Annotated in this window: 19 protein-coding genes; 12 read left to right on the top strand and 7 right to left on the bottom strand. The window is 66.2% G+C overall.

Annotation, left to right across the window (positions count from 1 at the left end; translation table 11 throughout):
• Positions 1-9: 9 nt before the first annotated feature.
• Complete coding sequence (locus SB749_RS13655; RefSeq protein ID WP_410710775.1) at positions 10-855, bottom strand: ABC transporter permease; 846 nt, start codon at positions 853-855, stop codon at positions 10-12.
• Positions 856-913: 58 nt separating this feature from the next.
• Positions 914-1,759 (bottom strand): ABC transporter ATP-binding protein, encoded by an 846-nt coding sequence (locus SB749_RS13650; RefSeq protein WP_410710774.1) that lies wholly within the window; start codon positions 1,757-1,759, stop codon positions 914-916.
• Positions 1,760-1,984: 225 nt separating this feature from the next.
• Here SB749_RS13650 and SB749_RS13645 point away from each other — a divergent pair, with 225 nt between their 5' ends.
• Positions 1,985-2,986 carry a TetR/AcrR family transcriptional regulator gene (locus SB749_RS13645; protein WP_410710773.1) on the top strand — a complete coding sequence of 334 codons (1,002 nt, stop codon included), beginning with the start codon at positions 1,985-1,987 and terminating at the stop codon, positions 2,984-2,986.
• Between the two features lie 106 nt (positions 2,987-3,092).
• On the opposite strand, the gene SB749_RS13640 is transcribed toward SB749_RS13645, so the two are convergent.
• Together SB749_RS13640 and acs are read right to left on the bottom strand one after the other, a co-directional pair.
• Positions 3,093-3,500 (bottom strand): phage holin family protein, encoded by a 408-nt coding sequence (locus tag SB749_RS13640; RefSeq protein WP_025778074.1) that lies wholly within the window; start codon positions 3,498-3,500, stop codon positions 3,093-3,095.
• Between the two features lie 179 nt (positions 3,501-3,679).
• Positions 3,680-5,617 (bottom strand): acetate--CoA ligase, encoded by a 1,938-nt coding sequence (gene acs, locus SB749_RS13635; RefSeq protein ID WP_410710772.1) that lies wholly within the window; start codon positions 5,615-5,617, stop codon positions 3,680-3,682.
• Positions 5,618-5,954: 337 nt separating this feature from the next.
• On the opposite strand from acs, the gene SB749_RS13630 reads away from it, so the two are divergent.
• The 9 genes from SB749_RS13630 (at position 5,955) to SB749_RS13590 (ending at position 14,036) form a co-directional block, all read left to right on the top strand.
• The gene (locus SB749_RS13630) at positions 5,955-8,546 is read left to right on the top strand and encodes a hypothetical protein (RefSeq protein WP_410710771.1); all 2,592 of its coding nucleotides are present in this window, start codon (positions 5,955-5,957) and stop codon (positions 8,544-8,546) included.
• A 243-nt stretch (positions 8,547-8,789) separates the two neighbouring features.
• Positions 8,790-9,797 carry a septum site-determining protein Ssd gene (gene ssd, locus SB749_RS13625; RefSeq protein ID WP_410710770.1) on the top strand — a complete coding sequence of 336 codons (1,008 nt, stop codon included), beginning with the start codon at positions 8,790-8,792 and terminating at the stop codon, positions 9,795-9,797.
• Positions 9,794-10,966, top strand: a complete 1,173-nt coding sequence (locus SB749_RS13620; protein WP_410710769.1) for a TadA family conjugal transfer-associated ATPase — start codon at positions 9,794-9,796, stop codon at positions 10,964-10,966. Before ssd ends, SB749_RS13620 begins: the two co-directional genes overlap by 4 nt.
• Positions 10,963-11,658 (top strand): type II secretion system F family protein, encoded by a 696-nt coding sequence (locus SB749_RS13615; RefSeq protein ID WP_410710768.1) that lies wholly within the window; start codon positions 10,963-10,965, stop codon positions 11,656-11,658. Before SB749_RS13620 ends, SB749_RS13615 begins: the two co-directional genes overlap by 4 nt.
• A 2-nt stretch (positions 11,659-11,660) precedes the next feature.
• Positions 11,661-12,251 carry a type II secretion system F family protein gene (locus SB749_RS13610; protein ID WP_410710981.1) on the top strand — a complete coding sequence of 197 codons (591 nt, stop codon included), beginning with the start codon at positions 11,661-11,663 and terminating at the stop codon, positions 12,249-12,251.
• 42 nt (positions 12,252-12,293) lie between these two features.
• Complete coding sequence (locus SB749_RS13605; RefSeq protein ID WP_410710767.1) at positions 12,294-12,896, top strand: GNAT family N-acetyltransferase; 603 nt, start codon at positions 12,294-12,296, stop codon at positions 12,894-12,896.
• Between the two features lie 187 nt (positions 12,897-13,083).
• Positions 13,084-13,329: a DUF4244 domain-containing protein gene (locus tag SB749_RS13600; protein WP_410710766.1), complete on the top strand. Its 246-nt coding sequence runs from the start codon at positions 13,084-13,086 to the stop codon at positions 13,327-13,329.
• A gap of 6 nt (positions 13,330-13,335) precedes the next feature.
• On the top strand, positions 13,336-13,722 hold the full coding sequence (locus tag SB749_RS13595; RefSeq protein WP_410710765.1) for a TadE family type IV pilus minor pilin: 387 nt from the start codon (positions 13,336-13,338) through the stop codon (positions 13,720-13,722).
• Positions 13,719-14,036 (top strand): Rv3654c family TadE-like protein, encoded by a 318-nt coding sequence (locus SB749_RS13590; protein ID WP_410710764.1) that lies wholly within the window; start codon positions 13,719-13,721, stop codon positions 14,034-14,036. The genes SB749_RS13595 and SB749_RS13590 overlap by 4 nt, the downstream gene beginning before the upstream one ends.
• A gap of 9 nt (positions 14,037-14,045) precedes the next feature.
• On the opposite strand, the gene SB749_RS13585 is transcribed toward SB749_RS13590, so the two are convergent.
• Complete coding sequence (locus SB749_RS13585; RefSeq protein WP_410710763.1) at positions 14,046-16,322, bottom strand: DEAD/DEAH box helicase; 2,277 nt, start codon at positions 16,320-16,322, stop codon at positions 14,046-14,048.
• 34 nt (positions 16,323-16,356) lie between these two features.
• Here SB749_RS13585 and SB749_RS13580 point away from each other — a divergent pair, with 34 nt between their 5' ends.
• Positions 16,357-18,015, top strand: a complete 1,659-nt coding sequence (locus tag SB749_RS13580) for a methyltransferase (RefSeq protein WP_410710762.1) — start codon at positions 16,357-16,359, stop codon at positions 18,013-18,015.
• A gap of 168 nt (positions 18,016-18,183) precedes the next feature.
• Positions 18,184-20,922 carry a type I DNA topoisomerase gene (gene topA, locus SB749_RS13575; protein WP_410710761.1) on the top strand — a complete coding sequence of 913 codons (2,739 nt, stop codon included), beginning with the start codon at positions 18,184-18,186 and terminating at the stop codon, positions 20,920-20,922.
• Positions 20,923-20,995: 73 nt separating this feature from the next.
• Here topA and SB749_RS13570 read toward each other — a convergent pair whose 3' ends face one another.
• Both SB749_RS13570 and SB749_RS13565 read right to left on the bottom strand, forming a co-directional pair.
• Positions 20,996-21,490: a GNAT family N-acetyltransferase gene (locus SB749_RS13570; RefSeq protein WP_410710760.1), complete on the bottom strand. Its 495-nt coding sequence runs from the start codon at positions 21,488-21,490 to the stop codon at positions 20,996-20,998.
• A gap of 93 nt (positions 21,491-21,583) precedes the next feature.
• Complete coding sequence (locus SB749_RS13565) at positions 21,584-22,339, bottom strand: biotin/lipoate A/B protein ligase family protein (RefSeq protein ID WP_410710759.1); 756 nt, start codon at positions 22,337-22,339, stop codon at positions 21,584-21,586.
• Positions 22,340-22,382: the final 43 nt, after the last annotated feature.

Raw genomic sequence — 22,382 nt, 5'->3', positions numbered from 1 at the left:
CGGCCCCGGTCAGCGCTGCCCGGCCTTCGCTCTGAACAGCACCGCGGCCCACACCGCCGCCGCGCCGAGAATGAGCAGACACCAGCCGACAGCGAGATAGCCGGAAGCGCCCATCTCGGTGCCGATGAGCAGTGCGCGCAGAGCGTCGATGATCGGAGTGATCGGCTGATTGTCGGCGAACACCTCCAACCACCTCGGCATCGTCTCGACCGGCACGAACGCGCTGGAGACGTACGGGAGGAAGAGCAGGATGAAACCGTATCCATTGGCGGATTCGGGAGACTTCGCGGCGAGGCCGATAGCGGCGAAGAGATACGTGATCGCCAGAATGTAGAGGGCGACGAGTCCGACGGTCGCCAGCCATTCGCCCACTCCGGCGGAGGGGCGGAATCCGATGGCGACGGCGACGAGGAGGACGATGGAAGTGGCGAACAGATTCCTTGCGAGGCTCGCCGCCACGTGCCCGGTGATGACGGCAGACGCTCGCACCGGCATCGTCCGCAGCCGGTCGACGAACCCGGAGGTCATGTCCGAAGCTACCGACAGCGAGGTCGAGGCGGCACCGAAGCCGGCGCAGGTGAGGATGATTCCGGGGACGACGTAGTCGACGTAGCCGCCGTCGGGATCGAGGGCGCCGCCGAAGACGAAGGTGAACATGAGCATGAGCATCACCGGCAGAGCGACGGCCATGAGCAGCGATTCGACGTCGCGAACCGCGTGACGCAGGCTCCTGCCGATGAAGGTCGCCTCGGCGGAGAGCCCTCGAGGGCGTGTACGGGAGACCCCGCGGGGGAGGGCAGAAGCGGTGGTCGCTGCTGTGGTCGGTGTGTCGGTGCTCGGGTGACTGTGTGACATTGCGTTGTCCTCTCTGGACGGTGTGGAGAGCGGAGACGTGGGATTGGACATCGAACACTCAGTGAGGCGAGCCGGCAGAGGTGAACGCGAGGAAGACATCGTCGAGGCTGGGGCTGTGCAGCGAAACCGAGGCCCGAGGCGATCGGGAAGTCCACGGCTCGAGCGCCGAGGCGAGACCCGAGACGGTGCCGTCGGTGGCGATCTCATCCAGTTGAGTTCCGTCTGTTCCGCGGATCGACACGGTGTCCTCGCCGATGCGTGCCTTGAGTTCTGCCGGTGTGCCCAGACCCGCCATTCGGCCGCTGTCGAGCAGGCCGATCCGGTCGGCCAGTGCATCGGCCTCGTCGAGGTACTGGGTGGTGAGGAACACCGTCGCGCCGCCTCGGGAGAGCTCGCTGACTTCGTTCCACAGCTCCTGCCGGGAGCGGGTGTCCAGCCCGGTGGTGGGTTCGTCGAGAATGAGCACCTCGACGGGGACGACGAGGCTGAGAGCCAGGTCGAGGCGGCGACGCATGCCGCCGGAGAGTGCGGCGACCCGGGTGGACATGAAGGTTGTGAGGCTGAGCTTCTCGGCGAGGTCGCGGCTTCTCGCTTTCGCGGCACTCCGGCTCAGCCCGGAGAGCCGACCGAGGAGGACGAGGTTCTCTTCGGTCGAGAGATGGGCATCGACGGCAGCTGACTGTCCGGTGACGGCGAATCGCCGCTTCGCTTCGGCGGGTGACTGACGCACATCGACGTCCATGACCCGAACCGATCCGGCATCGGGGCGGACGAGCGTGGTGAGGATATTGATGCAGGTGGTCTTCCCTGCGCCGTTGGAGCCGAGAAGCGCGAAGACCTCGCCTCTGTGCACGTGGAGGTCGAGCCTGTCGAGGACGGTCGTCGTTCCGAAGCGCTTGCTCACCTGTGTGAAGGAGACAGCGGGAGGCCGGACATCATCCGTAACGATGTGCCCTGTCGGTTTCGGCGACGGAGCCGTTGAGTCATGTGCGGTGCTGGTGGAACTGTCGGTGGTCAAGGTGGGAGTCCTCTCACGAGTCGTGGTTCCGGGAAAAGAGTTCTGTATATGACAGAAACTGTATATGACACTAACACGCAATATATGCCATACACAATATAGACTGACGGCATGAGCACGGATGATCTGATCGAGCAGCTTCCCAGCGGAATCGCACTGGCCTGGGGTGTGGCGGCGACTCCCCAGCGGGGACCGAAGAGGGAGATGAGCGTCGAGAAGATCGTCGACGCTGCGATAGAGATCGCCGACAGCGACGGGATCCAAGCGGTGTCGATGTCGGCGGTCGCGAAACGACTCGGATACACGCCGATGTCGCTCTACCGCTATGTCAGCTCGAAGGACGATCTGCTCCTGCTCATGCAGGAGGAGGCGACCGGTCTGCCGCCGGAGGCTGCCGAGGAGGATCTCGGCTGGCGGGCACGACTCGGTGAACTCTACGAGGCGCAGTCACTGATCTATGTCCGACAGCCCTGGCTGCTGTCGATGCCGATCACTGGCAGCCCGATCACCCCGAACAGCTCGGCCTGGCTGGAGGCCGGCCTCGAGGCGCTCTCGGATACCGGTCTGACCGAAGAGGAGCGGATCGCCGTCTCCCTGCTCGTCACCGGTGCCGCCCGCTGGAAGGGAATGATCGCCGCAGGCTATGAGGAGCAGAGTCGAACGACCGGCTTGGATGCCGCCGAGGTGGCGTCCCGGGAGCAGCGGCTCTTCGACGCGGTCATCACCGAGGATGGGTATCCGTTCCTCAGAAAGGCGATCGATGCGGGGGTCTTCACCTCGGAGTCCGATCCCTTCGACTTCGGACTCGAACGCGGCTTCGACGGAGTGGAGGCCTTCATCGACGGGGTCGAGCGCAGGCGGAGCGGCGCCGAATCCGGGACGGCGGACGGCTCGGGCGCGACAGCCCCGGCCGACTCCTCCGGCGACGCTGCCGGGGAATCGGCTGATGGGAAGGCCATGATCGCTGATGATGACCCCGATGTCATCGCCGATAAGAAGCTGCGGGAGGCCCAGAAAGCCGTCAGGCAGGCGCAGAAGGTGCTGGCCGAAGCGCGCAAGCGGGAACGTCAGGTGCGACGTGAGGCCAAGGAGCGGGTGGCGAAGCGGCGCTGACTGCGAATGCGTTGAGTGAGAAAGTGACAAGCGGCGCCGGACACGATGTCCGGCGCCGCTTCATTGTCTCGCTGTCGAGGACCGAGCGGGTCCTGTCAGTAGTGGTTCAGTAACGGGGTCCCGAGGGGTTCTTCACTGCGCGCTTGACCGAGGCCACGAGCGATTTGGCCGAGCCGATCGCGGTGCCGGGGACCGGGTTGCCCTTCTTGAACAGCGGGAGTGCGACAAGCACGAGGATGATCGCGATGACGGCGAGGATGCCGAAGACGATGAGGAAGCTGCCCCACCACGGCCAGCCCAGACCCTCATGGAATGCGGCCGCACCGGCGAAGATCACCATGAACGAGGACAGGAAGAGCAGGAAGAGCGCGACGACGGCCAGTCCCGCACCGATGCCCAGGTTCTTCGCACCGGCAGTGGCTTCGGCCTTGGCAAGGGCAATCTCTTCTTCGGCGATCGCTTTGGAATCGTCGCTGATGCCTTTGATCAGTTCGCTGATGGACCGTTCGGCCATGAGAGCTCCTAAATCGAGAACGAGGACAATCTAACTTAAGAGTAGTCTGAACGCGCCCTTCGGCCAAAGGCGAATCGGCGGGGAATCGGGAAAACCCGTCGGATCCCGACGACGGCCGCTATGCGGCAGGGTCGTCTGTCACCGACGGGTCAACCGAGTCCGGCCTCAGGGCGAGAGGCTCAGCTTCCTGCGACGGACTTCTCGATCTGGTCCATCACCGAGGCGTCGGCGAGGGTCGACGTATTGCCGACCTCCCGGTTCTCGGCGACGTCCTTGAGCAGACGGCGCATGATCTTGCCGGAGCGTGTCTTGGGCAGGTCCGTGACGATGTGGACCTTCTTCGGCTTCGCGATGGGGCCGATGTCCTTGCCCACATGCTGACGCAGCTCTTCGGCGGTCTCAGGAGAATCCTCGACGCCGCCTACGACGATGACGAACGCAATGACGGCCTGACCCGATGTGTCGTCGGCAGCGCCGACCACGGCCGCCTCGGCGACCTTGGAATGGGCGACGAGCGAGGATTCGATCTCCGCGGTGGACAGGCGGTGACCGGACACGTTCATCACGTCGTCCACTCGACCGAGGAACCAGATGTCCCCGTCCTCATCGCGGCGGGCGCCGTCGCCGGCGAAGTACGTGTTTTCGAACCGTGACCAGTAGGTCTCCTTGAAGCGCTCCGGGTCTTTCCAGATTCCGCGCAGCATCGACGGCCACGGGCGGCGGATGACGAGCAGTCCGCCTTCGGGGCCCGCCGGTTTCTCGCCCGAATCATCGACGACGTCGACGGAGATGCCGGGGATCGGACGCTGGGACGAACCGGGCTTGGTCGACAGCACGCCGGGCAGGGGAGCGATCATGTGGGCCCCGGTCTCGGTCTGCCACCAGGTGTCGACGATCGGGCAGCGCTCACCGCCGATGACGCGGTGGTACCAGCGCCAGGCCTCGGGGTTGATCGGTTCGCCGACGCTGCCGAGCAGGCGCAGGCTGGACAGGTCGTACTTCGCGGGGATCTCCTCGCCCCACTTCATGCATGTGCGGATCGCAGTCGGGGCGGCATAGAGGATCGTGGCCTTGTACTTCTCGATGATCTCCCACCAACGGCCCTGATGCGGGGTGTCGGGGGTGCCTTCGTAGATGATCTGAGTCGTGCCGGCGGCCAGCGGGCCATAGGTGACATAGGAGTGACCGGTGACCCAACCGACGTCGGCGGTGCACCAGAAGACATCCGTTTCGGGTTTGATGTCGAAGACGGCCTTCATCGAGTACAGCACCTGGGTCAGGTAGCCGCCGGTGGTGTGGAGGATGCCCTTGGGCTTCCCTGTCGTACCGGAGGTGTAGAGGATGAACAGCGGGTGCTCCGAGTCGAAGAACTCGCATTCGTGTTCGTCGCTGGCCTGGCCGACGGAATCCTCCCACCACTGGTCGCGGCCCTCGACCCAGTCGACGTCCTGACCGGTGCGCTTGACGACGAGGACGTGCTCGACCGGGGTGTCTCCCTGGGAGATCGCTTCATCGACGGCGGGCTTGAGGCTCGTGGGCTTGGCGCGACGGTAGCTGCCGTCGGCGGTGATGACGACGCGGGCTTCGGCGTCGATGATGCGCGAGTGCAGAGCATCGGCGGAGAATCCGCCGAAGACGACGGAATGTGCCGCACCGAGGCGGGCACAGGCGAGCATCGAGATCACGGCTTCGGGGATCATCGGCAGGTAGATGGCGACTCGGTCTCCGCTTTTGACGCCGAGATCGGTCAGCGTGTTCGCCGCCTTCGACACCTCGGCGAGGAGTTCGGCATAGGTGAAGATGCGGGAGTCGCCAGGCTCGCCTTCGAAGTTGATGGCCACCCGGTCGCCATTGCCGGCGAGGACGTGACGGTCGAGGCAGTTGTAAGCGACATTGAGCTTTCCGCCGACGAACCATTTCGCAAACGGCGGGTTGGTCCAATCGAGGACCTCGCCGAAGTCTTCGTGCCAATCGACGAGCTCACGGGACTGCTCAGCCCAGAAGCTCAGATAGTCTGCCTCGGCGCGTTCGTATTCGTCTGCCTTGACGTTGGCGTTCGCGGCGAACTGCTCAGGCGGGGCAAACGTCTCGGTCTGCTCGGCAGCGGTTTCGGTCATGCTTTCCCTCCGACTTCCTTGGTGGATCGAAAATTCTAGTTGCACTGTATACCTGTGCTCGAGGGCAGTGGAGGGCAGTTTCACTCGATGAGCGGGGAAATCGGGGGTAGCCGCCGCACAGTTCCTGTGGTATGGCTCACATGTTTTCGGCGGTCTTGGGGAGACCGAAGGGCCGCCTCGGCGGGAGAATGAGGAGTTATCGACGTGCCTGAGAATGGGCATATGAGTGCACAGGAGGCCTGTGTTCTGCAAGGATGGGGTCAGAGTCTGTCGGGATCTGTCCCGCGCGGACACGGAAACACTGTTAGCTTTTCCCCGAGATCGACTGGAGTCAGCGATGAGTTCGCCGCAGCATCCAACCGGGTCCGGCCCACAGCCGTGGCAGGATCAGCCCCCGCAGTACCCGGGCCAGAACGTGCAGCAGCCCGGTGGCCAGCCGCCGGCCTACGGTTCGGGGCCGGGACAGTTCGGTTCGGCTCCCGGGCCGGCCTATGGTTCCGCACCGGGACCCTACGGTTCGGCTCCGGGACAGCCCGCCGCACAAGGACCCTATGGTTCAGCCCCGGCCCAGTACGGTTCGGGACCCGGCCCTTACGGTTCTGCTCCGGGTCATTACGGATCGGCGCCGGGACCCTATGGTTCGGCTCCGGGACAGGGCCAGTTCGGTCAGGCGCCCGCGCCGAAGCAGAAGACCGGCCCGGGAATCCTCGGCCCGCTGACTCTGCGCGACCTCTTCCTCCTGTTCGCCGGGCTGCTCGCCTTCATCGCACTGTTCGTGCCTTACCGGGGATACAGCTACGGCCTCGGCAGCGGGACGATGACTCTGTGGCACTGGAATGTCGCGGACATGGGCGCGCTCGTATTCGGAGTGCTCACGATCCTGCTCATCGTGGCGGCCGTGCTCGTCAACAAGCTCGGCAACAGCCGACTGCGGGTCGGATCGCTCAGCCTCGACCAATTCATCTCCGTGCTCTCGGCGATCGCCTTCACCTATGTGTTCGTCGATCTGCTCACTTCGGCGGTCTACTGGCATGTGGGTTCGTACCTGACGTTCTTCGCCGGCCTCATCGCGTTCTTCGCCGGAGTATTCACGATGCTGCCGTTCTTCGCCAAGGAATTCTCCGGCCGCGAGGACATCGAAACCCATCCGAAGGCGCGCCCTGTCACCAAGCACACCCAGCATCCGGCACCAGTGGCCAATGTGCCCGGTGCTGCCGGCCCGGGCGCCGGTGCACCCGGATTCACGCCCTACGGAGCGGCTCCGGCCGGTGCGGGACAGGCGGGGCCCGGTCAGCCGGATCAGTTCGGTCAGCCGGGCGGCCCGGGACAGTCCGGCCAGCCGACTCAGTACGGTGCGCCCGGACAGCAGGACCAGTTCGGCGGTCCGGGACAGTTCGGTGGTCCGGAACAGCAGAACCAGTTCGCCGCTCCCGACCAGCTGGCCCAGCCTTCGGACCAGCAGAACCAGCCCAGCCCCTACGCTCCGCCGCAGGAGCAGGATTCCGAGCGTTCGGCCGGCTCCTTCGCCGCACCCGCTGCTGCAGGCACCTCGGACGCGGGCGCTGCGCCCGAATCCGCGGAAGCGGCATCGGACCAGGCTTCGGCCGACGGGCCGGTGCACAGCACCGGTGACGGACAGACCTATCTGGGCCGTCACGATTCGGACGCCCCACAGCATTCGCAAAGCGAACCGACTCAGGCATTCGGCGTCGGAGCCGGCCAGCCGCAGACCGATGCGACCGGAGACCAGACCGCCTCTGCGGACAGCCAGGCCGCTGGATCGGGCAGCCAGCCTGCAGCGTCTGACGCCGAGTCCACGCAGTCAGATGACAAGTCGCACTCGGGCGCCGCGGCCGCTGCCGCAGGTGCCGGAGTGATCGGTGCCGGTGCTGCCGGCGTCGCTGCCGCGCATTCGGATTCCGAACGTCGCCGCGGCCGCCACGCCGCTCCCGAAACGGAGTCCGACGCGGAATCGACGCCCGGCGCGGAAACGACCGACAACGGGTCGGCAGCTCAGCAGGATGAGGCGAACGACGACACGTCCGCGGACCGGTCCGCTGCCGCCTCGGCGACGTCGGACGAGACCCCCGCAGTGGTGTCACCGGCCGAGGGCAGCGACCTGGTCTCCAAGGTCAACGCCAAATCGTCGGACACGAACGTCGCCGAAGGTGCGAACGTCGCCGGCGCGAACTCGGCTGCGCAGTCCTCGACGGATGCCGATCAGGCTTCGACAGGAAACGCATCGGAAGACGCGACCTCGGCAGATGCGGCGTCGAACGCTTCGCCATCGGATTCCCCGGCATCGACCGACGGGACCACGGCGCAGGGCTCGGACGACGACGCCAACATCCGCTCCACCGAAGCCACCGTCAGCACCCCGGCCGACGACAAGGTCGTGTCAGATGACGAACCCACCTCAGAAGGCAAGATGGGCGCGGACGATGACGAACAGGCGACCGCTGTGATGGAGCCGGCAGTCAACTCGGAGCGGACCACCGCTCCCGAAAGCGAAGAGCCGACTCAGTACGTTCCCGTGGCCGACTATGCCAACCGGCCGGAAACCGACGGGGGCGCGGAGAGGTCGAACGACGAGACCATGGCGCAGACTGCCGTCGACAACCAGCCGGTGCCCGCCGATGCGGGGCAGAACCGGTCCGGCGATGCGCCGAACAACGGACGGAACGCCGATCAGGACAATGGTCAGGCTGAGAGCCAGGACGGTGGGCGCCCCATCATCCAGGCCTTCTGGTTCGCCGTTCCCGAACCGCGCGAAGCCGTGGACGAGACCACCGGAATGCCGGTGTTCACGATCTACCCCGGTGACTGGTACCTCAGCCTCGAGGACAACGGATCCTGGTTCAAGGTCCGCGACTCCGACGGCAGCACCACTGGCATCCTGCGCAATATCGAAGGAATCCAGCGCGGTTGATCCGACCGGGATGCACTCGCACGTCAGCGTTGTGGACGGACTTCGGTCGAATCGGTGCCCGCCGACACCACACAATGTGATCGGCCGGTCGGCCCACAGCAGCTGACGTGGGCGGAGGCCGCCGACTGCCGCTAGGGGCGTCTCCTGTGACTCAACCTCACAGGAGGCGCCCCTTCGTCGTCCCATCCACAGGGCGGCACTCGGGTCTGGCCGGTGACAGCCGAGCGGGTCCAGGCTCGGTGCATGCAGGTAGCCCTCATCACCGACCTCGGTGCGATCACCGAAGAATGCGCCCGAGTGGCCGAAAGCATCGGCATCTCGCTGACCGTCCTGCCTCCCGACTCCGGAGGCTGGCAGTCCGCGTCGCTCATCCTCCTCGGCGAAGACGTCCGCGAAGCGCCCGCCACCGACCGGGCAGACACGATCCTCGTCGTCCTCGACGATGACGAACCCTCCTCGACCAGGGCGAGGGCCGCGCACCTCGGCGTCGACCAGCTCGCCGTGCTGCCTGCCGCCGCGGAATGGCTGAGCGGGCGGATGATCGCCGCTGTCGAACCGCCGACGGCACCTGGGACCACGGTCGGCGTCGTCGCCGGATGCGGGGGAGCCGGCGCCTCCGTGCTCGCCTGCGCACTCGCCCGGCGGGCCGGAGCCGATCACAGCACCGTCCTCGTCGACGCCGACCCGCTCGGCGGGGGACTCGACCTCGTCCTCGGTGCCGAACAGGCGCCCGGTCCCCGGTGGACCGACCTCAGTGCCTCCCGCGGACAGCTGCGGCCCTCCACCTTGGCCGAAGCGCTGCCCCGCCACGACGGACTCGCCCTTCTGTCCTGGGGACGAGACGACACCGTCGACCTCGATCCGGACGTCTTCGACGACTTCCTCGCCGCGGCCGGCCAGGCCTTCGACCTCGTTATCGTCGATCTGCCCCGCCACGCCCCGCCTCAGTGGACCCGGCGCTGCCATCACGTCCTCCTCGTCTCCCCGGCCCGGGTCCGATCCGCCGTCGCCTCCTCCCAAGTGGCCAAGCGGCTCTCCCACGCCCACCCGGATGTGCGCCTCGTCGTCCGTGAAACCGGGGTCGGCGGTCTCGACGCCGACCTCCTCGCCGATTCCATCGGGCTGAGCCTGGCCGGGAGCATCCGCGATGATCGGGGCCTGTCCGCCGCCGTCGACCGCGGTGAGGGAATCCCAGGCGGCGCGCACCTCGGCCGCCTCGTCGACCGATTGCTGGGGGAGTGGGTGGAATGAGCGAATGGCTCGACGCTTCGCTCGTCGCCGATGTCCGCAAAACGCTGCTCGACAATCCGGGGCCGGTGACCACGGCCGCTGTCGCCGAGGCGGTCCAGCGCACCGGGCGCGTGCTCGGTTCCTCCGCCCTGCTCGAACTCGTCACCCGGCTGTCCGCGCAGCTGTCAGGGGCCGGCCCCCTGCAGTCCGTGCTCGAGGTGCCCGGTACCACGGACGTGTTCGTCAACGGGCCCCGTGAGATCTTCGCCGACACCGGTGACGGTCCCCGACTGCTCGACCTGACACTGGGAGCGGAAGAGGATGTGCGGTCCTTGGCGGTGCGTTTGGCCGCCCTCGGCGGGCGCCGGCTCGACGACTCTTCCCCCTATGTCGACGTGCGCCTGCCCGATGGGGTGCGGATGAACGCGATCGTCCCACCGATCTCCGGGGAGACGACGACGATCAGCTTCCGCGTACCCAAACGGGCCGGATTCCCCTATTCCCAACTCTGCGCTGAAGGATTCGTCCCCGATGAGATCAGCCCTCTCGTCGCCGAGGCGGTCACCTCACGGGCGAACATCCTCGTCTCCGGCGGGACGGGCACGGGAAAGACCGTCCTCCTCGGCGCCCTGCTCTCCCTGGTCGAACCGATCCAACGCATCGTCATCGTCGAGGACTCCCGCGAACTCATCGTCACCCACCCGCACACCGTGCAGCTCGCCGCGCGTCAGGCCAACGTCGAAGGCGGCGGCGAAGTGACCCTGACCGACCTCGTCCGCAACGCCCTGCGGATGCGGCCCGACCGCCTCGTCGTCGGGGAATGCCGTGGTGCCGAAGTCCGGGACATGCTCACGGCCCTCAACACCGGTCACGAAGGTGGGTGTGCGACGATCCACGCGAACACCGCCGAGGCCGTGCCCAGCCGGGTGGCCGCGCTCGGTGCGCTGGCGCAGATGAGCCCGGACGCCGTGTATTCGCAGTTCTCCACCGCCATCGACCTCGTCATCCACCTGCGCCGCACGGGCTGCGAGCGGGGAGTCACGGAACTGGCGATCCCGACGAGGACCGGATCCGAGGGCGTGGTGATGGAACCGGTGTGGGGTCGCCCCGCACCGTCGACGCCCGGCACCGTCAATCGGCGTGCCCTGGCCCGGTTCGAAGCCGTGCTCGAACAGAAGTCCGCGCAATGATCGTCCTCACCGCCATCCTCGTAGCGGCCGGAGTCATCCTCGCCTCGCCCCCGGACCCTGGTTCCAGGCTGCGGGAGCTCCTGCCTCATGGCGAGGGCGGCGAATCGGTGCGGAAAGGCGTGCGCGCCTTTTTTCGCCGAGGCGGTCACACCGCCGATGATCAGTCCGAACGTCTGTGGGCGATCGCCGCTGTGGAGAACTGCGCCCACCTGCTCAAAGTGGGGATGACCCCGCAGGCGGTGATGAGCACGCTGAGTCGCCGCAACGACGCTCTGACCCCGATCTCACGAGCGATTTCCTTGGGCGAGGAACCCGGACGCGCCATCGCCACTCGCAGCTCCGGATTGTCGGAGACCGCCGCTCACGTGCTGTCGGGAATGGCCGCCGTGTGGACGGTGTCCGAACGCTCCGGAGCACCTGCAGCCGAGATGATCCTCCGGTATGCGGCGGCGCAGAGAGACGCCCTCGACGCCGAACGCGAACGTCGCATCGCCATGGCCGGACCGAGGTCGACGGTCCGGGTGCTCAGCTGGCTGCCGCTCATCGGCGTCGGTCTCGGGCTGCTCATCGGCGTCCGACCTCTGGAACTCATCACCGGGCTGCCGGGACAGCTGAGCATCGGTGCCGGCCTCCTCCTGTACGGGGTCGGCCGGTGGTGGATGCGGACGATGATGCTCAGGGCACAGAGGTGACCATGCTGATTGTGCTCATCGGGGTCTGCGTCGGACTCGGCGTGCTCCTGTGGTCCGGACCGACCCGCGGGAGACTGCAGAGCCTCCTCGGCGAGGGCCGATCCGTTCCCACCGACACCGAGGCAGCCACTGGGGAGGCAGGAACGCCGGAGTCGGGGACAGCAGGAGCGGTGGCCGATGATCAGCTCGCGTTCGACCTCGACCTCGTGGCGATCTGCCTGACCTCCGGCTTGCCGATTCCCGTGGCACTGACCCTGACCGCCGAGGCGACCGCTGATCGGTCGGGCCTGCAGAGGATCGCCCGTGCAATGACCATCGGAGGGCGCAGGCTCGCCGACGACGATCGTTTGCTGCCGGTGCTCGAGGTCTTCGAGTTCTCCGAACACACCGGCGTCGGCCCGGCACCTCTCATCGAATCCGTGGCCGAGGAGCTGCGGGCTTCCTCTCGCCGGCGTCGGCAGGAGGCAGCCGCCTCTCTGGGTGTGCAGCTGGTGCTGCCTTTGGGCGTGTGCATTCTGCCGGCGTTCCTGCTGCTGTCGGTCGTTCCGGTCGTCATCTCACTGCTGACCGACCTCACGACCGTGTTCTTCTGAAGCGGTGACCTGGTTTTCAGACTCGACCGATAGGCTCGGGACATGGCACCGGTCACACCATTCAATCAGCTGTCCAATGTCGAACAAGCCGAGGACTACGCCGAGAATCTCTTCATCGGTCGATCCGTGCGTCTGCGGCCGTTGAGGGAGGATGATCTGCCGTATCTCGAACAGTGGTGGTTCGATCCCTCGATCGTTGTCCTGCAGAATCACACGGTTCTGCCGCGGCCCGAAGGGGGTGTGTCCGAGCAGTTCTCGCAGTGGAGCGCGAACACCTCGAGCGAGGCAGTCGGCTTCAGCATCGAGCTGACCGAAACCGAGGAGTTCGTCGGCCATATCACCCTCTACGGACGCAACCCCATCAACCAGTCCGCCACTCTGGCGATCGTCCTCGGCCCCGAATTCCACGGCCGCGGATACGGTTCGGATGCGGTGCGACTGGCAGTGAAATACGGGTTCCTCCAACTGGGACTCAATCGCATCGAGCTGCAGACCTGGGCATTCAACACCCGCGGAATCGCCTCTTATACGAAAGCCGGATTCGTCGAAGAAGGCCGTCGACGCGAGGCCGTGTTCTTCAACGGTCGGCGCCACGATGAAGTGATCATGGCCATCCTCAGAGACGACTGGGCCGGCAACAGCTGAGGCGTCGGCGCCACTGACTCGCACGCCGTTTCCTGTGGACGGCGCCTCCACTCGCACACCGTGAGCCTGTGGATGCAGAACCCGTTTCCACAGGGGCGAATCCGGCCCTGGACACGGCAGCATGCCGACTCCCAGGCTGAAGGTCCGCTCGCAGAGTGCGAACGGGGTTTCAGCCAAGGAGGAGAGCATGGTTACCACATCACCGTCCCCGGAGATCGAGGATCCGCCGGCCGGGCACATCGAACCGGTCGAGGACCACAGTGAGATCGAACAGTTCTGGGAACCCGACGCCGGAGCGACCACAGCCGAATATGCGATCACCACTCTGGCCGCGTGCGGATTCGCCGCACTGCTCGTCGTCGTCCTCAAATCCGAACCGATCAAGGAACTCATCACCGGGGTCATCTCCTCGGCGCTCGGTCTGGGAAGCTGAACCGTCATGGCATGCGGACGCTCCTGTCAGCGGCAGGGAGGATGGGATCGCGATGCGGGAACGGCGACGGCGGAATTCGCCGTCGTCATGCCGGCCGTCGTTCTTCTCATCGTGCTGCTCGCGGGAGCCGCCGCTGTCGGGTTCTCCCAGCTGCGAGCCTTCGACGCGGCACGGTCCGCGGCCCGTGAGATCGCCCGCGGCGAACCCCAGGCCGCAGTCGTGTCCGAAGCGAAGAAGCACGCCGGTGACTCCTCCTCGGTCCGCGTTCGAGCCGACGGCGGATACTCGGTCGTCACGGTCACGATCGAACTGCCGGCCGCGATCTTCTTCCTCGACACCGTCGACGCGGATGCCACCGCACGTTTCGAAGGGGACCGAGGAGGGCCGTCATGACGAACATCGTCGTGGGACTCTGCTCGATCGTGCTCGTCCTCGTCACCGCCATCGGCAGCCTCGGCCAGGCCTTCGTCGCCCACAGTCGGGCACAGAGCGCCGCGGACCTGGCGGCGCTCGCCGCCGCAGACGCCGTGCGCGGACTGGCCACCGGGGAACCGTGTGAGACGGCGAAGGAGGTAGCGACTCGCAACGGCGGACACCTCAAGGACTGCCGTGCGTCGTTGAGTGAGCAATCCGCCTACGTCGTCATCGAAGTCGACATCCCGGGACCACTGCCGAAGGTCAGAGAGGAGGCGGTCGCCGGAAAATGAGAGGGATCGCTACCTGAGCACGGTGCGCAGCAGCCGCAGCGCAGCGTCCTTCTCCAACGGCTCGTTCCCATTGCCGCACTTCGGCGACTGCACACAGGACGGACAGCCGTCGATGCACTCACATGCGGCGATGGCGTCCCTGGTCGCCCCCAGCCATTCTTCGATGACCTCGCTGCCGCGCTCGGCGAAACCGGCACCACCGGCCAGACCGTCATAGACGAACACCGTCGCCCGCCCGGTGTCGGCGTGCAGGGCCGTCGACACGCCGCCGATATCCCAGCGGTCACAGCCGGCGAAGAGCGGCAGCAAGCCGATCGAGGCATGCTCGGCGGCGTGGACCGCTCCGGGCAGGTCTCCGGAGACGACTTCGGCCTCGTCGAGGACGCTCTGCGGAATCGTCCACCACACGGCCTTCGTCCGCAGCGTGCGCTCCGGCAGGTCGAGCTCATGTTCGGCGATGATCGCTCCACCGCGCTTGGCCCGCATCCGGTAGGCGACGACCTGATCCTTGACGTCGACGGTGCCGCTGCACACAGCCACCCCGGAGGGCAGAACCCGCTGCGCATCGGTGTCGACGATCGAGATCTCCGTCTGCGAGCGCGGCTGAGTCGTGTAGTCGACCTGGGCACGTTCGACGGCGACGATCCGGTCCTCGAGGTCGAGATCGAGGACGGTGAAGTCGATGCCCTGATGCGTGTACACCGCTCCCGGATGGGCTCCCGTATGTGCACCCGATTCGTCGACCGTGCCCAGCAGAGTGCCGGTGCTCGCTTCGACCAGGCTGAATTGACCGCCGCCGGAGCCGCGGATATCGGACAGGTCGGTCGCTGGTTGGTCCTTCGCCCAGAACCATCCGGTCGGACGTGCCCGAAGCATCTTCCGTTCCACGAGATCGTCAATGACTTCGGACGAACTGTCCGGGAAGTGCACGAGGTCGGCCGACTTCAGCGGCACCTCGGCGGCGGCCGCACAGAGGTGGCCGGAGAGCACGTGCGGATTGCCCGGATGGATGACGCCGGCGTCGACGGGGGAGTCGAAGATGACTTCGGGATGGTGGACGACGAAGGTGTCGAGCGGATCATCGCGGGCGATGAACACCGCCATCCACCGCTGCCCGGCTCTGCCCGCGCGTCCCGCCTGCTGCCACAGGGAGGCCAGGGTTCCCGGCCAGCCGGAGATGATGACGAGGTCGAGGCCGGAGATGTCGATGCCCAACTCCAGAGCGTTCGTCGATGCCACGGCCAGCAGCCGACCCGAACGCAGCGCCGTCTCGAGCATTCTGCGCTCTTCGGCCAGGTACCCGCCCCGGTATGCGGCGACCTTGCCGGTCAGGGTGTCGTCCACCTGGCCCACCTGGTCTCGGACCGTCTGCGCCAATGCTTCGGTGCCTCGGCGCGAGGCGATGAACGTGATCGATCGATATCCGGCGCACATGGAATCGGTGATGACATCGGCGGCCTCGACCAGGCCGCTGCGCCGGTCCCCGCCCGGTGACACAGGAGGCTCCCACAGGGCGAAGCTGCCGGCTGCACGTGGGGACGAATCCTCGGTCACCGCGTGAGCCGGCCGGCCGGTCAGCTTCGCAAAGGCCACATCCGGGTCCGCCATCGTCGCCGAGGCTCCGATGACGACCGGCGAGGCGCCGTAGTGGGCGGCGATGCGCAACAGGCGGCGCAGGATGAGCGCGACGTGGGAGCCGAACACTCCGCGGTAGCGGTGGGCTTCATCGATGACGATGAATCGCAGGTTCTTGAACATCCGGGTGAAGCGCTCGTGCTGGGGCAGAATGCTGCGGTGGAGCATGTCCGGGTTGGTGAAGATGATGTTCGCATGCCGTCGCGCCCAGTCCTTCGAGACCTGAGAGGTGTCCCCGTCATAGCTGGCCGGGCGCATGCCCTGGATGACGAACCGTTCGAGTTTGGTCAGCTGATCGGCGGCCAGAGCCTTCGTCGGAGCGATGTAGATCGCCGAGGCGGTGCGCAGCTTCCCGCGCGTCGCTTGGATCGCTTCGAGCACCGGCAGCCAGAATCCCAAGGACTTGCCCGACGCGGTGGGGGTGGCGATGACGACATCGGAACCGTCCCTGGCCGTCTGCGCCGCCTCGAGCTGGTGCTGCCACAGAGCGTCGACGCCGATGGAATGACAGGCGTGTTTGAGTTCCTCGTCGATCCAGTCCGGCCACTCGGCATCCCGTTCGAAACGCTGCGGGATATCGCGGACATGGACGATCCGCTCATCTCGGGCACCGAAACCGGTGACGATGTCGAGAAGAGCAGAGGAGGCCATGAGTCAATTATGGCGCAGTCGCTAGGATTCTTCTGTGACTGATCTGCCGTTGGCCCACCTGGGCGAGACCCTCTACCGTTCCGGATACACCGAACCACGGCTGCGCCGGTTCTGGGGCGGCCCGACCTCGGAGGCGCTGCTGCGCAACAACGCCGCCCCCGCCATCCACCGCTGTACCCGGACGCTGGCGGACCCGTCGTCGACGTTCGCCGACCGGGCCATGGCCAGTGCGGCGCTGCTCTTCCACTTCCACCGCCCAGTCCCGGTCGCCGAGGTCCGAGCCCTGCTGGGGGAGTCCTTCGACACCGCCGCCGAGGCGGGGCTGATCACCGTGGACGACGACGAGGTGATCGCCCCCTTCGCCCTGACCCCCTATGATCTTCCCGTCGGTGTTCCGCGCGGCTTCCGTCCCGGGGACGAGAACCTCTACCTCGTGGCCGACCACGGCACCCTGACCACACCGGATGTCCTCGACGGCGAGTTCGTGCTCGGACTCGGCGGAGCCGGCCGGACGCTGGTGTCGATCACCCCGCGCGATCACGTCGGTGTGGCCGCCGACATCGGCACCGGCTGCGGAATCCAAGCTCTGCTGCTGGCCCGCCACAGCGACCGAGTCATCGCCACCGACATCTCCCACCGAGCCCTGCGTCTGGCCGAACTCTCGGCTGGACTCAACGGCGTGACGACGATCGAATTCCGGCACGGCTCGCTGCTCGAACCATTGCACGAACCCGTGGATCTGCTCGTGTCGAATCCGCCGTTCGTCATCACCCCGCGCAGCACGGACACCACCTTCGAATACCGGGACGGTGGAATGACCGGGGACCGACTCGTTCGGGAGCTCTTCACCCGGATCCCCGAGAACCTCACCCCGGGCGGTCGTAGCGTCTGCCTCGGAAACTGGGAAGCCGCCTCGGTGACGGACGAAGGACCGGAGACCTGGGTCGACGATGACGACATGTCCGTATTCGTCATCGAACGCGAAGCCCTCGACCCCATCGCCTACGCCGAGACGTGGATCCGCGACGGCGGGATCCCTCGCGCCAGCACTGCCTGGAACGACGCAGTCGCCGCATGGCTCGACGACTTCGACACCAGAGCTGTGGATGAAGTCGTCTTCGGATACGTGCTGATGGCGAAGTCCGATAACGATGTGCCAACGATCGGCACCGACGACACCGCGATCGGCGACGCCGCCTCGGACGTCGACCGCGGACCGTCGGGGACGGCCGAGGGAGTGTTCAAGACCCGGGTCAGGGTCACCTCGGCGCCGGCGAACAATCCGCACGGACTCGCAGAGTTCCTCACCACGATCATCGCGATCCGGTCGTGGCTGGCAACGGCCGGACCGGAGGAGATCGCCGCGACCGCTTTCACCCGCTCACCCGACCTCGTCGAACATCGCCATTTCGTTCCCGGGGCGCCGGAACCCAACTCGATCACCTTGGAGCAGGGGATCGGCTTCGGGCAGATCTTCGACCTCGATACGGCGTTGGCCGGGTTCGTGTCCGTCGCGGATGGGACGCTGACGCTGCGACAGACTGCCGGGGCCTTGGCTCAGCTTCTCGAGGTCGATGCCACGGCACTGGAAGACCAACTCGTGGCCCAGGTCAGAGCCCTGTGCGCGGCGGGTGCACTGCTGCCCGACGGCGGTTCGATCGGGAGCTCGACGACGGGGACGTCGGCGGAATAGGGATAGGATCGGAAACCGTTGACCCCATGTTCGAGCCGAGATCGGACGAGGTCCGGGCAGCATCCGGGCCGCAAGGGCCGATGAGGAACGTGTCCGTTCAACAGTGTTACATTGGGCCGGATCGTCCGTTGCAGCGGGCAGCTGATGCCGTGAGAGGAATGTGAAAGCGTGACCACAACCGAGAAGAAGCCCCGTCGCCTCGTCATCGTCGAGTCTCCGACGAAGGCGCGAACGATTGTGGGATACCTCGGCGACGGTTATGACGTCGAGGCCTCCGTCGGTCATATCCGCGACCTGCCCACCCCTTCGGAGCTGCCCGCCGATATGAAGAAGGGGCCGTACGGAAAGTTCGCTGTCGACGTCGACAACAACTTCGATCCCTACTATCGGATCGACCCGGGCAAGAAGAAGAAGGTCACCGAACTCAAGCGTCTGCTCAAGGACGCCGACGAACTCTATCTGGCAACGGATGAGGACCGCGAAGGAGAGGCCATCGCCTGGCATCTGCTCGAAGTCCTCAAACCGAAGATTCCGGTCAAGCGCATGGTCTTCCACGAGATCACGCCTGAGGCGATCGACCGGGCCCTGGAGAACACCCGCGAAATCGACACCTCGCTCGTCGACGCGCAGGAGACCCGCCGCATCCTCGACCGTCTCTACGGCTACGAGGTCTCACCAGTGCTGTGGCGCAAGATCCGGGCCGGGCTCTCGGCCGGACGTGTGCAGTCCGTGGCCACCCGGCTCGTCGTCGAACGCGAACGCGAACGCATGGCCTTCGTGCCTGCCGACTACTGGGACCTCGATATCGATCTCGGTCTGCCGGACGGGACGAACCCGTTCGCCGCGAACCTCACCACCCTCGACGGGTCGCGGGTGGCCAGCGGCCGTGACTTCAACGACAAGGGCGAACTGAAGAACACCTCGGCAACGATCGTCGACCAGGCGCGAGCGGAATCCCTGGCCACGGAGCTGAACGGCAGCGCCAAGGATGCGCTGACGGTGACCGCGGTGGAGTCGAAGCCCTACTCCCGCCGCCCGGCCGCTCCGTTCACGACCTCGACCCTGCAGCAGGAAGCCGGTCGCAAACTGCGCATGAGCGCTCGTCAGGCCATGCGCACCGCGCAGTCGCTCTACGAGCACGGCTACATCACCTATATGCGTACCGACTCCTCGGCGCTGTCAGGACAGGCCATCGCCGCCGCTCGCAAGCAGGTGACCGAACTCTACGGTCCCGAATTCGTTCCGCAGTCGCCGCGCCAGTACTCGAGCAAGCAGAAATCGGCGCAGGAGGCCCACGAGGCGATCCGCCCCGCCGGTGACTCCTTCCGCACCCCGGCACAGGTGTCCAAGCAGCTGAACGGTGACGAGTTCCGTCTCTACGACCTCATCTGGAAGCGCACCGTCGCCAGCCAGATGGCCGACGCGAAGGGCAAGACCGCGACCATCAAGGTCAGCGCCGCCCTCGCCGACGGTCATGAAGCCGGATTCAGCGCCAGCGGCACCGTCATCACCTTCCGCGGATTCCTCGCCGCCTATGAAGAAGGTCAGGACGCGTCCCGCTACGACACGAAGTCCGGAGAGTCGCGGCTGCCGCAGGTCGAAGAGGGCCAATCGCTGTCGGTCGTCAAGGCCGAAGCCGACGGCCACACCACCGCTCCGCCGCCGCGCTTCACCGAAGCCAGCCTGGTCAAGCAGCTCGAAGAGCTCGGCATCGGCCGACCCTCGACCTATGCGGCGACGATCTCCGTCATCCAGGACCGCGGCTATGTGACCACTCGCGGCAACGCACTGGTGCCCAGCTGGTTGGCGTTCTCCGTCGTCCGACTGCTCGAAGAGCACTTCACCGGGCTGGTCGACTATGCGTTCACCGCTGACCTCGAATCCGAACTCGACCGGATCGCGATGGGCGAAGAGGACCGCAACGACTGGCTGGCCGGATTCTACTTCGGCGACAAGGGTCAGGACCGAGAGGGACTCAAAGCAATCGTCGACGACCTCGGCGATATCGATGCGCGCGAGGTCAACACCGTGGCCATCAGCGAAGGTGTGAACCTGCGGGTGGGCCGCTACGGTCCCTACCTTGAGGTCGCCTCGGAGAAGGACGGCGAGGACCCGAAGCGGGTCTCCGTCCCCGACGATCTGGCACCCGATGAGCTGACAGCGGCGAAGGCGGCCGAACTCATCGAATCCCAGGGCGACGGCGACCGCGAGCTCGGTGTCGACCCGGAGACCGGACACACCATCGTGGCGAAGAACGGTCGTTTCGGGCCCTATGTCTCCGAGGTGCTGCCCGAACCCGAGGAGAAGCCGAAGCGGGGTGCGAAGAAGCCGAAGCCGCGCACAGGTTCGCTGTTCAAGTCGATGGATCTGAACTCGATCGACCTCGAGACCGCGCTCAAGCTGCTCAGCTTGCCGCGCGTGGTCGGCCAGGACGAAGAGGGCACGGACATCACCGCGCAGAACGGCCGCTACGGGCCGTACCTGAAGAAGGGCACCGACTCCCGCTCCCTGACCGATGAGGAGCAGATCTTCAACATCACCCTCGAGGAGGCGCTGAAGATCTACTCCGAGCCGAAGCAGCGCGGCGGTCGACGTGCTGCGGCACCGCTGAAGGAACTCGGCGAGGACCCGGAGACGAAGAAGCCCGTCGTCGTCAAGGACGGTCGCTTCGGACCGTATGTCACCGATGGTGAGACGAATGCGACTCTGCGCAAGGACGACTCCGTCGAAGCCGTGACGCTCGAACGCGCCGCGACTCTGCTCGCTGAGAAGCGCGCGAAGGGACCGGCGAAGAAGAAGGCTTCGGCGAAGAAGGCCCCAGCCAAGAAGACGGCTGCGAAGAAGACGACGGCCGCCAAGACGACAGCGGCGAAGAAGACGAGCACGGCCAAGCCGAAGACTCCCTGAGTCGACGGCTACCGAGCTCGCGGCGATCACCGGTCACGACTTTGCGGTGACTCCAATCCCGTCAGGGGCGAGGTCAGCCGCGCGACGAATCTGCGAAGTCGGTGAGCGCCTGGCCGTCGAGTCGGTAGGTCTCCCACTCGTCCTGCGGCTTCGCACCCAGTGATTCGTAGAACCCGATGGACGGGGTGTTCCATTTGAGCACGCACCATTCGAGCCGCGTCAGTCCGCGCTCCTGGCAGATCTGCGCCAGCCGGCCGAGCAGCGCCTTTCCGGCTCCCGAGCCGCGATGTTCGGGCAAGACGAAGAGGTCCTCGAGCCAGATGCCGTTCCTGCCGGTCCAGGTCGAGAACGAATGGAACCAGATCGCGATGCCGATGACCTCGCCGCCCGCCTCGGCCACGAGACCGAACGTGTTCGCATGACCATCGACGGGGAACATCACTGCCGCGAAATCCGCCTCGGTGGCCTCCACCGCATCCGGTTCCTTCTCATAGACAGCCAGCGCGCGGACAAGCCGCAGGATCTCCGGCAGATCAGAGCGTTCTGCTTCACGAATGGTGACGGTCATGGTGTGTGCTCCCACAGTCGTTCGGTCACAGTAATTCAGCCTCCGCAGTTCGCGCGCTGTCCCGGCCTGTGGCGGCCACAGCTTTTGCCGACCTCACAGCCGGTGCTTGTCCGCGTGGGCGGCTACTTCGGCCAGCTCCTCGGCGGTGGGGGACAGGGGCGAATCCGGATTCGCGTCGGTATAGTAGGCGGCGAACGCCTCGGCGACGGAATCGATCGTCACCTCGGGATGGACCTCGCTGATCGATCCCCCCGTGGACGGATCCCAATCGATTCCGAGGGCGGCCTCGACATCAGTGAGCACCGCGCGGATCGGATCAGGGTCCTCGACGACGACGGACGACGAGAACAGCCAGGCACCGGAGACCACGCGCTGGGCGGTGCCGATCGCCTTGATCCGCCCGGCCACGTTGACGCTGTGCTCACCGGGGCAGTATTCGCCGGGAATCTCGCCGAGGCGGGCGTCGATGCCCAGCCCGCGCAGCACCTCGACATAGTCCTGGCCGAAACCGGTGAACCGTGCGTTGGTATTCGTGATGAATGAATCACTCGGTTCGATGTGATCGATGACCAACGACCCCGGATGGTAAGCGGCCGCACGCCCACCGAGGCTGCGCAGAGCAGGCGTGAAACCGTGATCCCGAGCCGCTTCGATGGCGGCGGCGAAACCCGGCAGGAAACGATCCCGGGCACCGAACGCCAGGGTCGGGGCCGGACGGTACATCCGCAGGGTCGCCCCGCGGCGTCCGGCCTTGACCGAATCGAGGAGGACGCGGGCGAAAGCGAGTTCCTCCACGGGGCCTAAGCCTTCTGCCGCCACCGTGGTCATCGCCAGTGAGTCAGTGTGCACGAGTTCAAGGGTAGAGGATCGGCAGGCTCCGGTCGGGTTCGGG

Origin of the sequence: Brevibacterium sp. SIMBA_078 (genome assembly GCF_046534565.1) — a bacterium.
In the GTDB taxonomy this organism is placed as follows: Bacteria; Actinomycetota; Actinomycetes; order Actinomycetales; family Brevibacteriaceae; genus Brevibacterium.
The sequence above is the reverse complement of the archived record's forward strand: the minus strand, read 5'-3'. Positions and strand labels throughout refer to the sequence as shown.

What these genes read in the sequence shown, in the direction of transcription:
- SB749_RS13655 (WP_410710775.1), bottom strand. Translation starts at nt 855, where the DNA reads ATGTCACACAGTCACCCGAGCACCGACACACCGACCACAGCAGCGACC.
- SB749_RS13645 (WP_410710773.1), top strand. Translation starts at nt 1,985, where the DNA reads ATGAGCACGGATGATCTGATCGAGCAGCTTCCCAGCGGAATCGCACTG.
- SB749_RS13640 (WP_025778074.1), bottom strand. Translation starts at nt 3,500, where the DNA reads ATGGCCGAACGGTCCATCAGCGAACTGATCAAAGGCATCAGCGACGAT.
- acs (WP_410710772.1), bottom strand. Translation starts at nt 5,617, where the DNA reads ATGACCGAAACCGCTGCCGAGCAGACCGAGACGTTTGCCCCGCCTGAG.
- SB749_RS13630 (WP_410710771.1), top strand. Translation starts at nt 5,955, where the DNA reads ATGAGTTCGCCGCAGCATCCAACCGGGTCCGGCCCACAGCCGTGGCAG.
- ssd (WP_410710770.1), top strand. Translation starts at nt 8,790, where the DNA reads ATGCAGGTAGCCCTCATCACCGACCTCGGTGCGATCACCGAAGAATGC.
- SB749_RS13620 (WP_410710769.1), top strand. Translation starts at nt 9,794, where the DNA reads ATGAGCGAATGGCTCGACGCTTCGCTCGTCGCCGATGTCCGCAAAACG.
- SB749_RS13615 (WP_410710768.1), top strand. Translation starts at nt 10,963, where the DNA reads ATGATCGTCCTCACCGCCATCCTCGTAGCGGCCGGAGTCATCCTCGCC.
- SB749_RS13610 (WP_410710981.1), top strand. Translation starts at nt 11,661, where the DNA reads ATGCTGATTGTGCTCATCGGGGTCTGCGTCGGACTCGGCGTGCTCCTG.
- SB749_RS13605 (WP_410710767.1), top strand. Translation starts at nt 12,294, where the DNA reads ATGGCACCGGTCACACCATTCAATCAGCTGTCCAATGTCGAACAAGCC.
- SB749_RS13600 (WP_410710766.1), top strand. Translation starts at nt 13,084, where the DNA reads ATGGTTACCACATCACCGTCCCCGGAGATCGAGGATCCGCCGGCCGGG.
- SB749_RS13595 (WP_410710765.1), top strand. Translation starts at nt 13,336, where the DNA reads ATGGCATGCGGACGCTCCTGTCAGCGGCAGGGAGGATGGGATCGCGAT.
- SB749_RS13590 (WP_410710764.1), top strand. Translation starts at nt 13,719, where the DNA reads ATGACGAACATCGTCGTGGGACTCTGCTCGATCGTGCTCGTCCTCGTC.
- SB749_RS13585 (WP_410710763.1), bottom strand. Translation starts at nt 16,322, where the DNA reads ATGGCCTCCTCTGCTCTTCTCGACATCGTCACCGGTTTCGGTGCCCGA.
- SB749_RS13570 (WP_410710760.1), bottom strand. Translation starts at nt 21,490, where the DNA reads ATGACCGTCACCATTCGTGAAGCAGAACGCTCTGATCTGCCGGAGATC.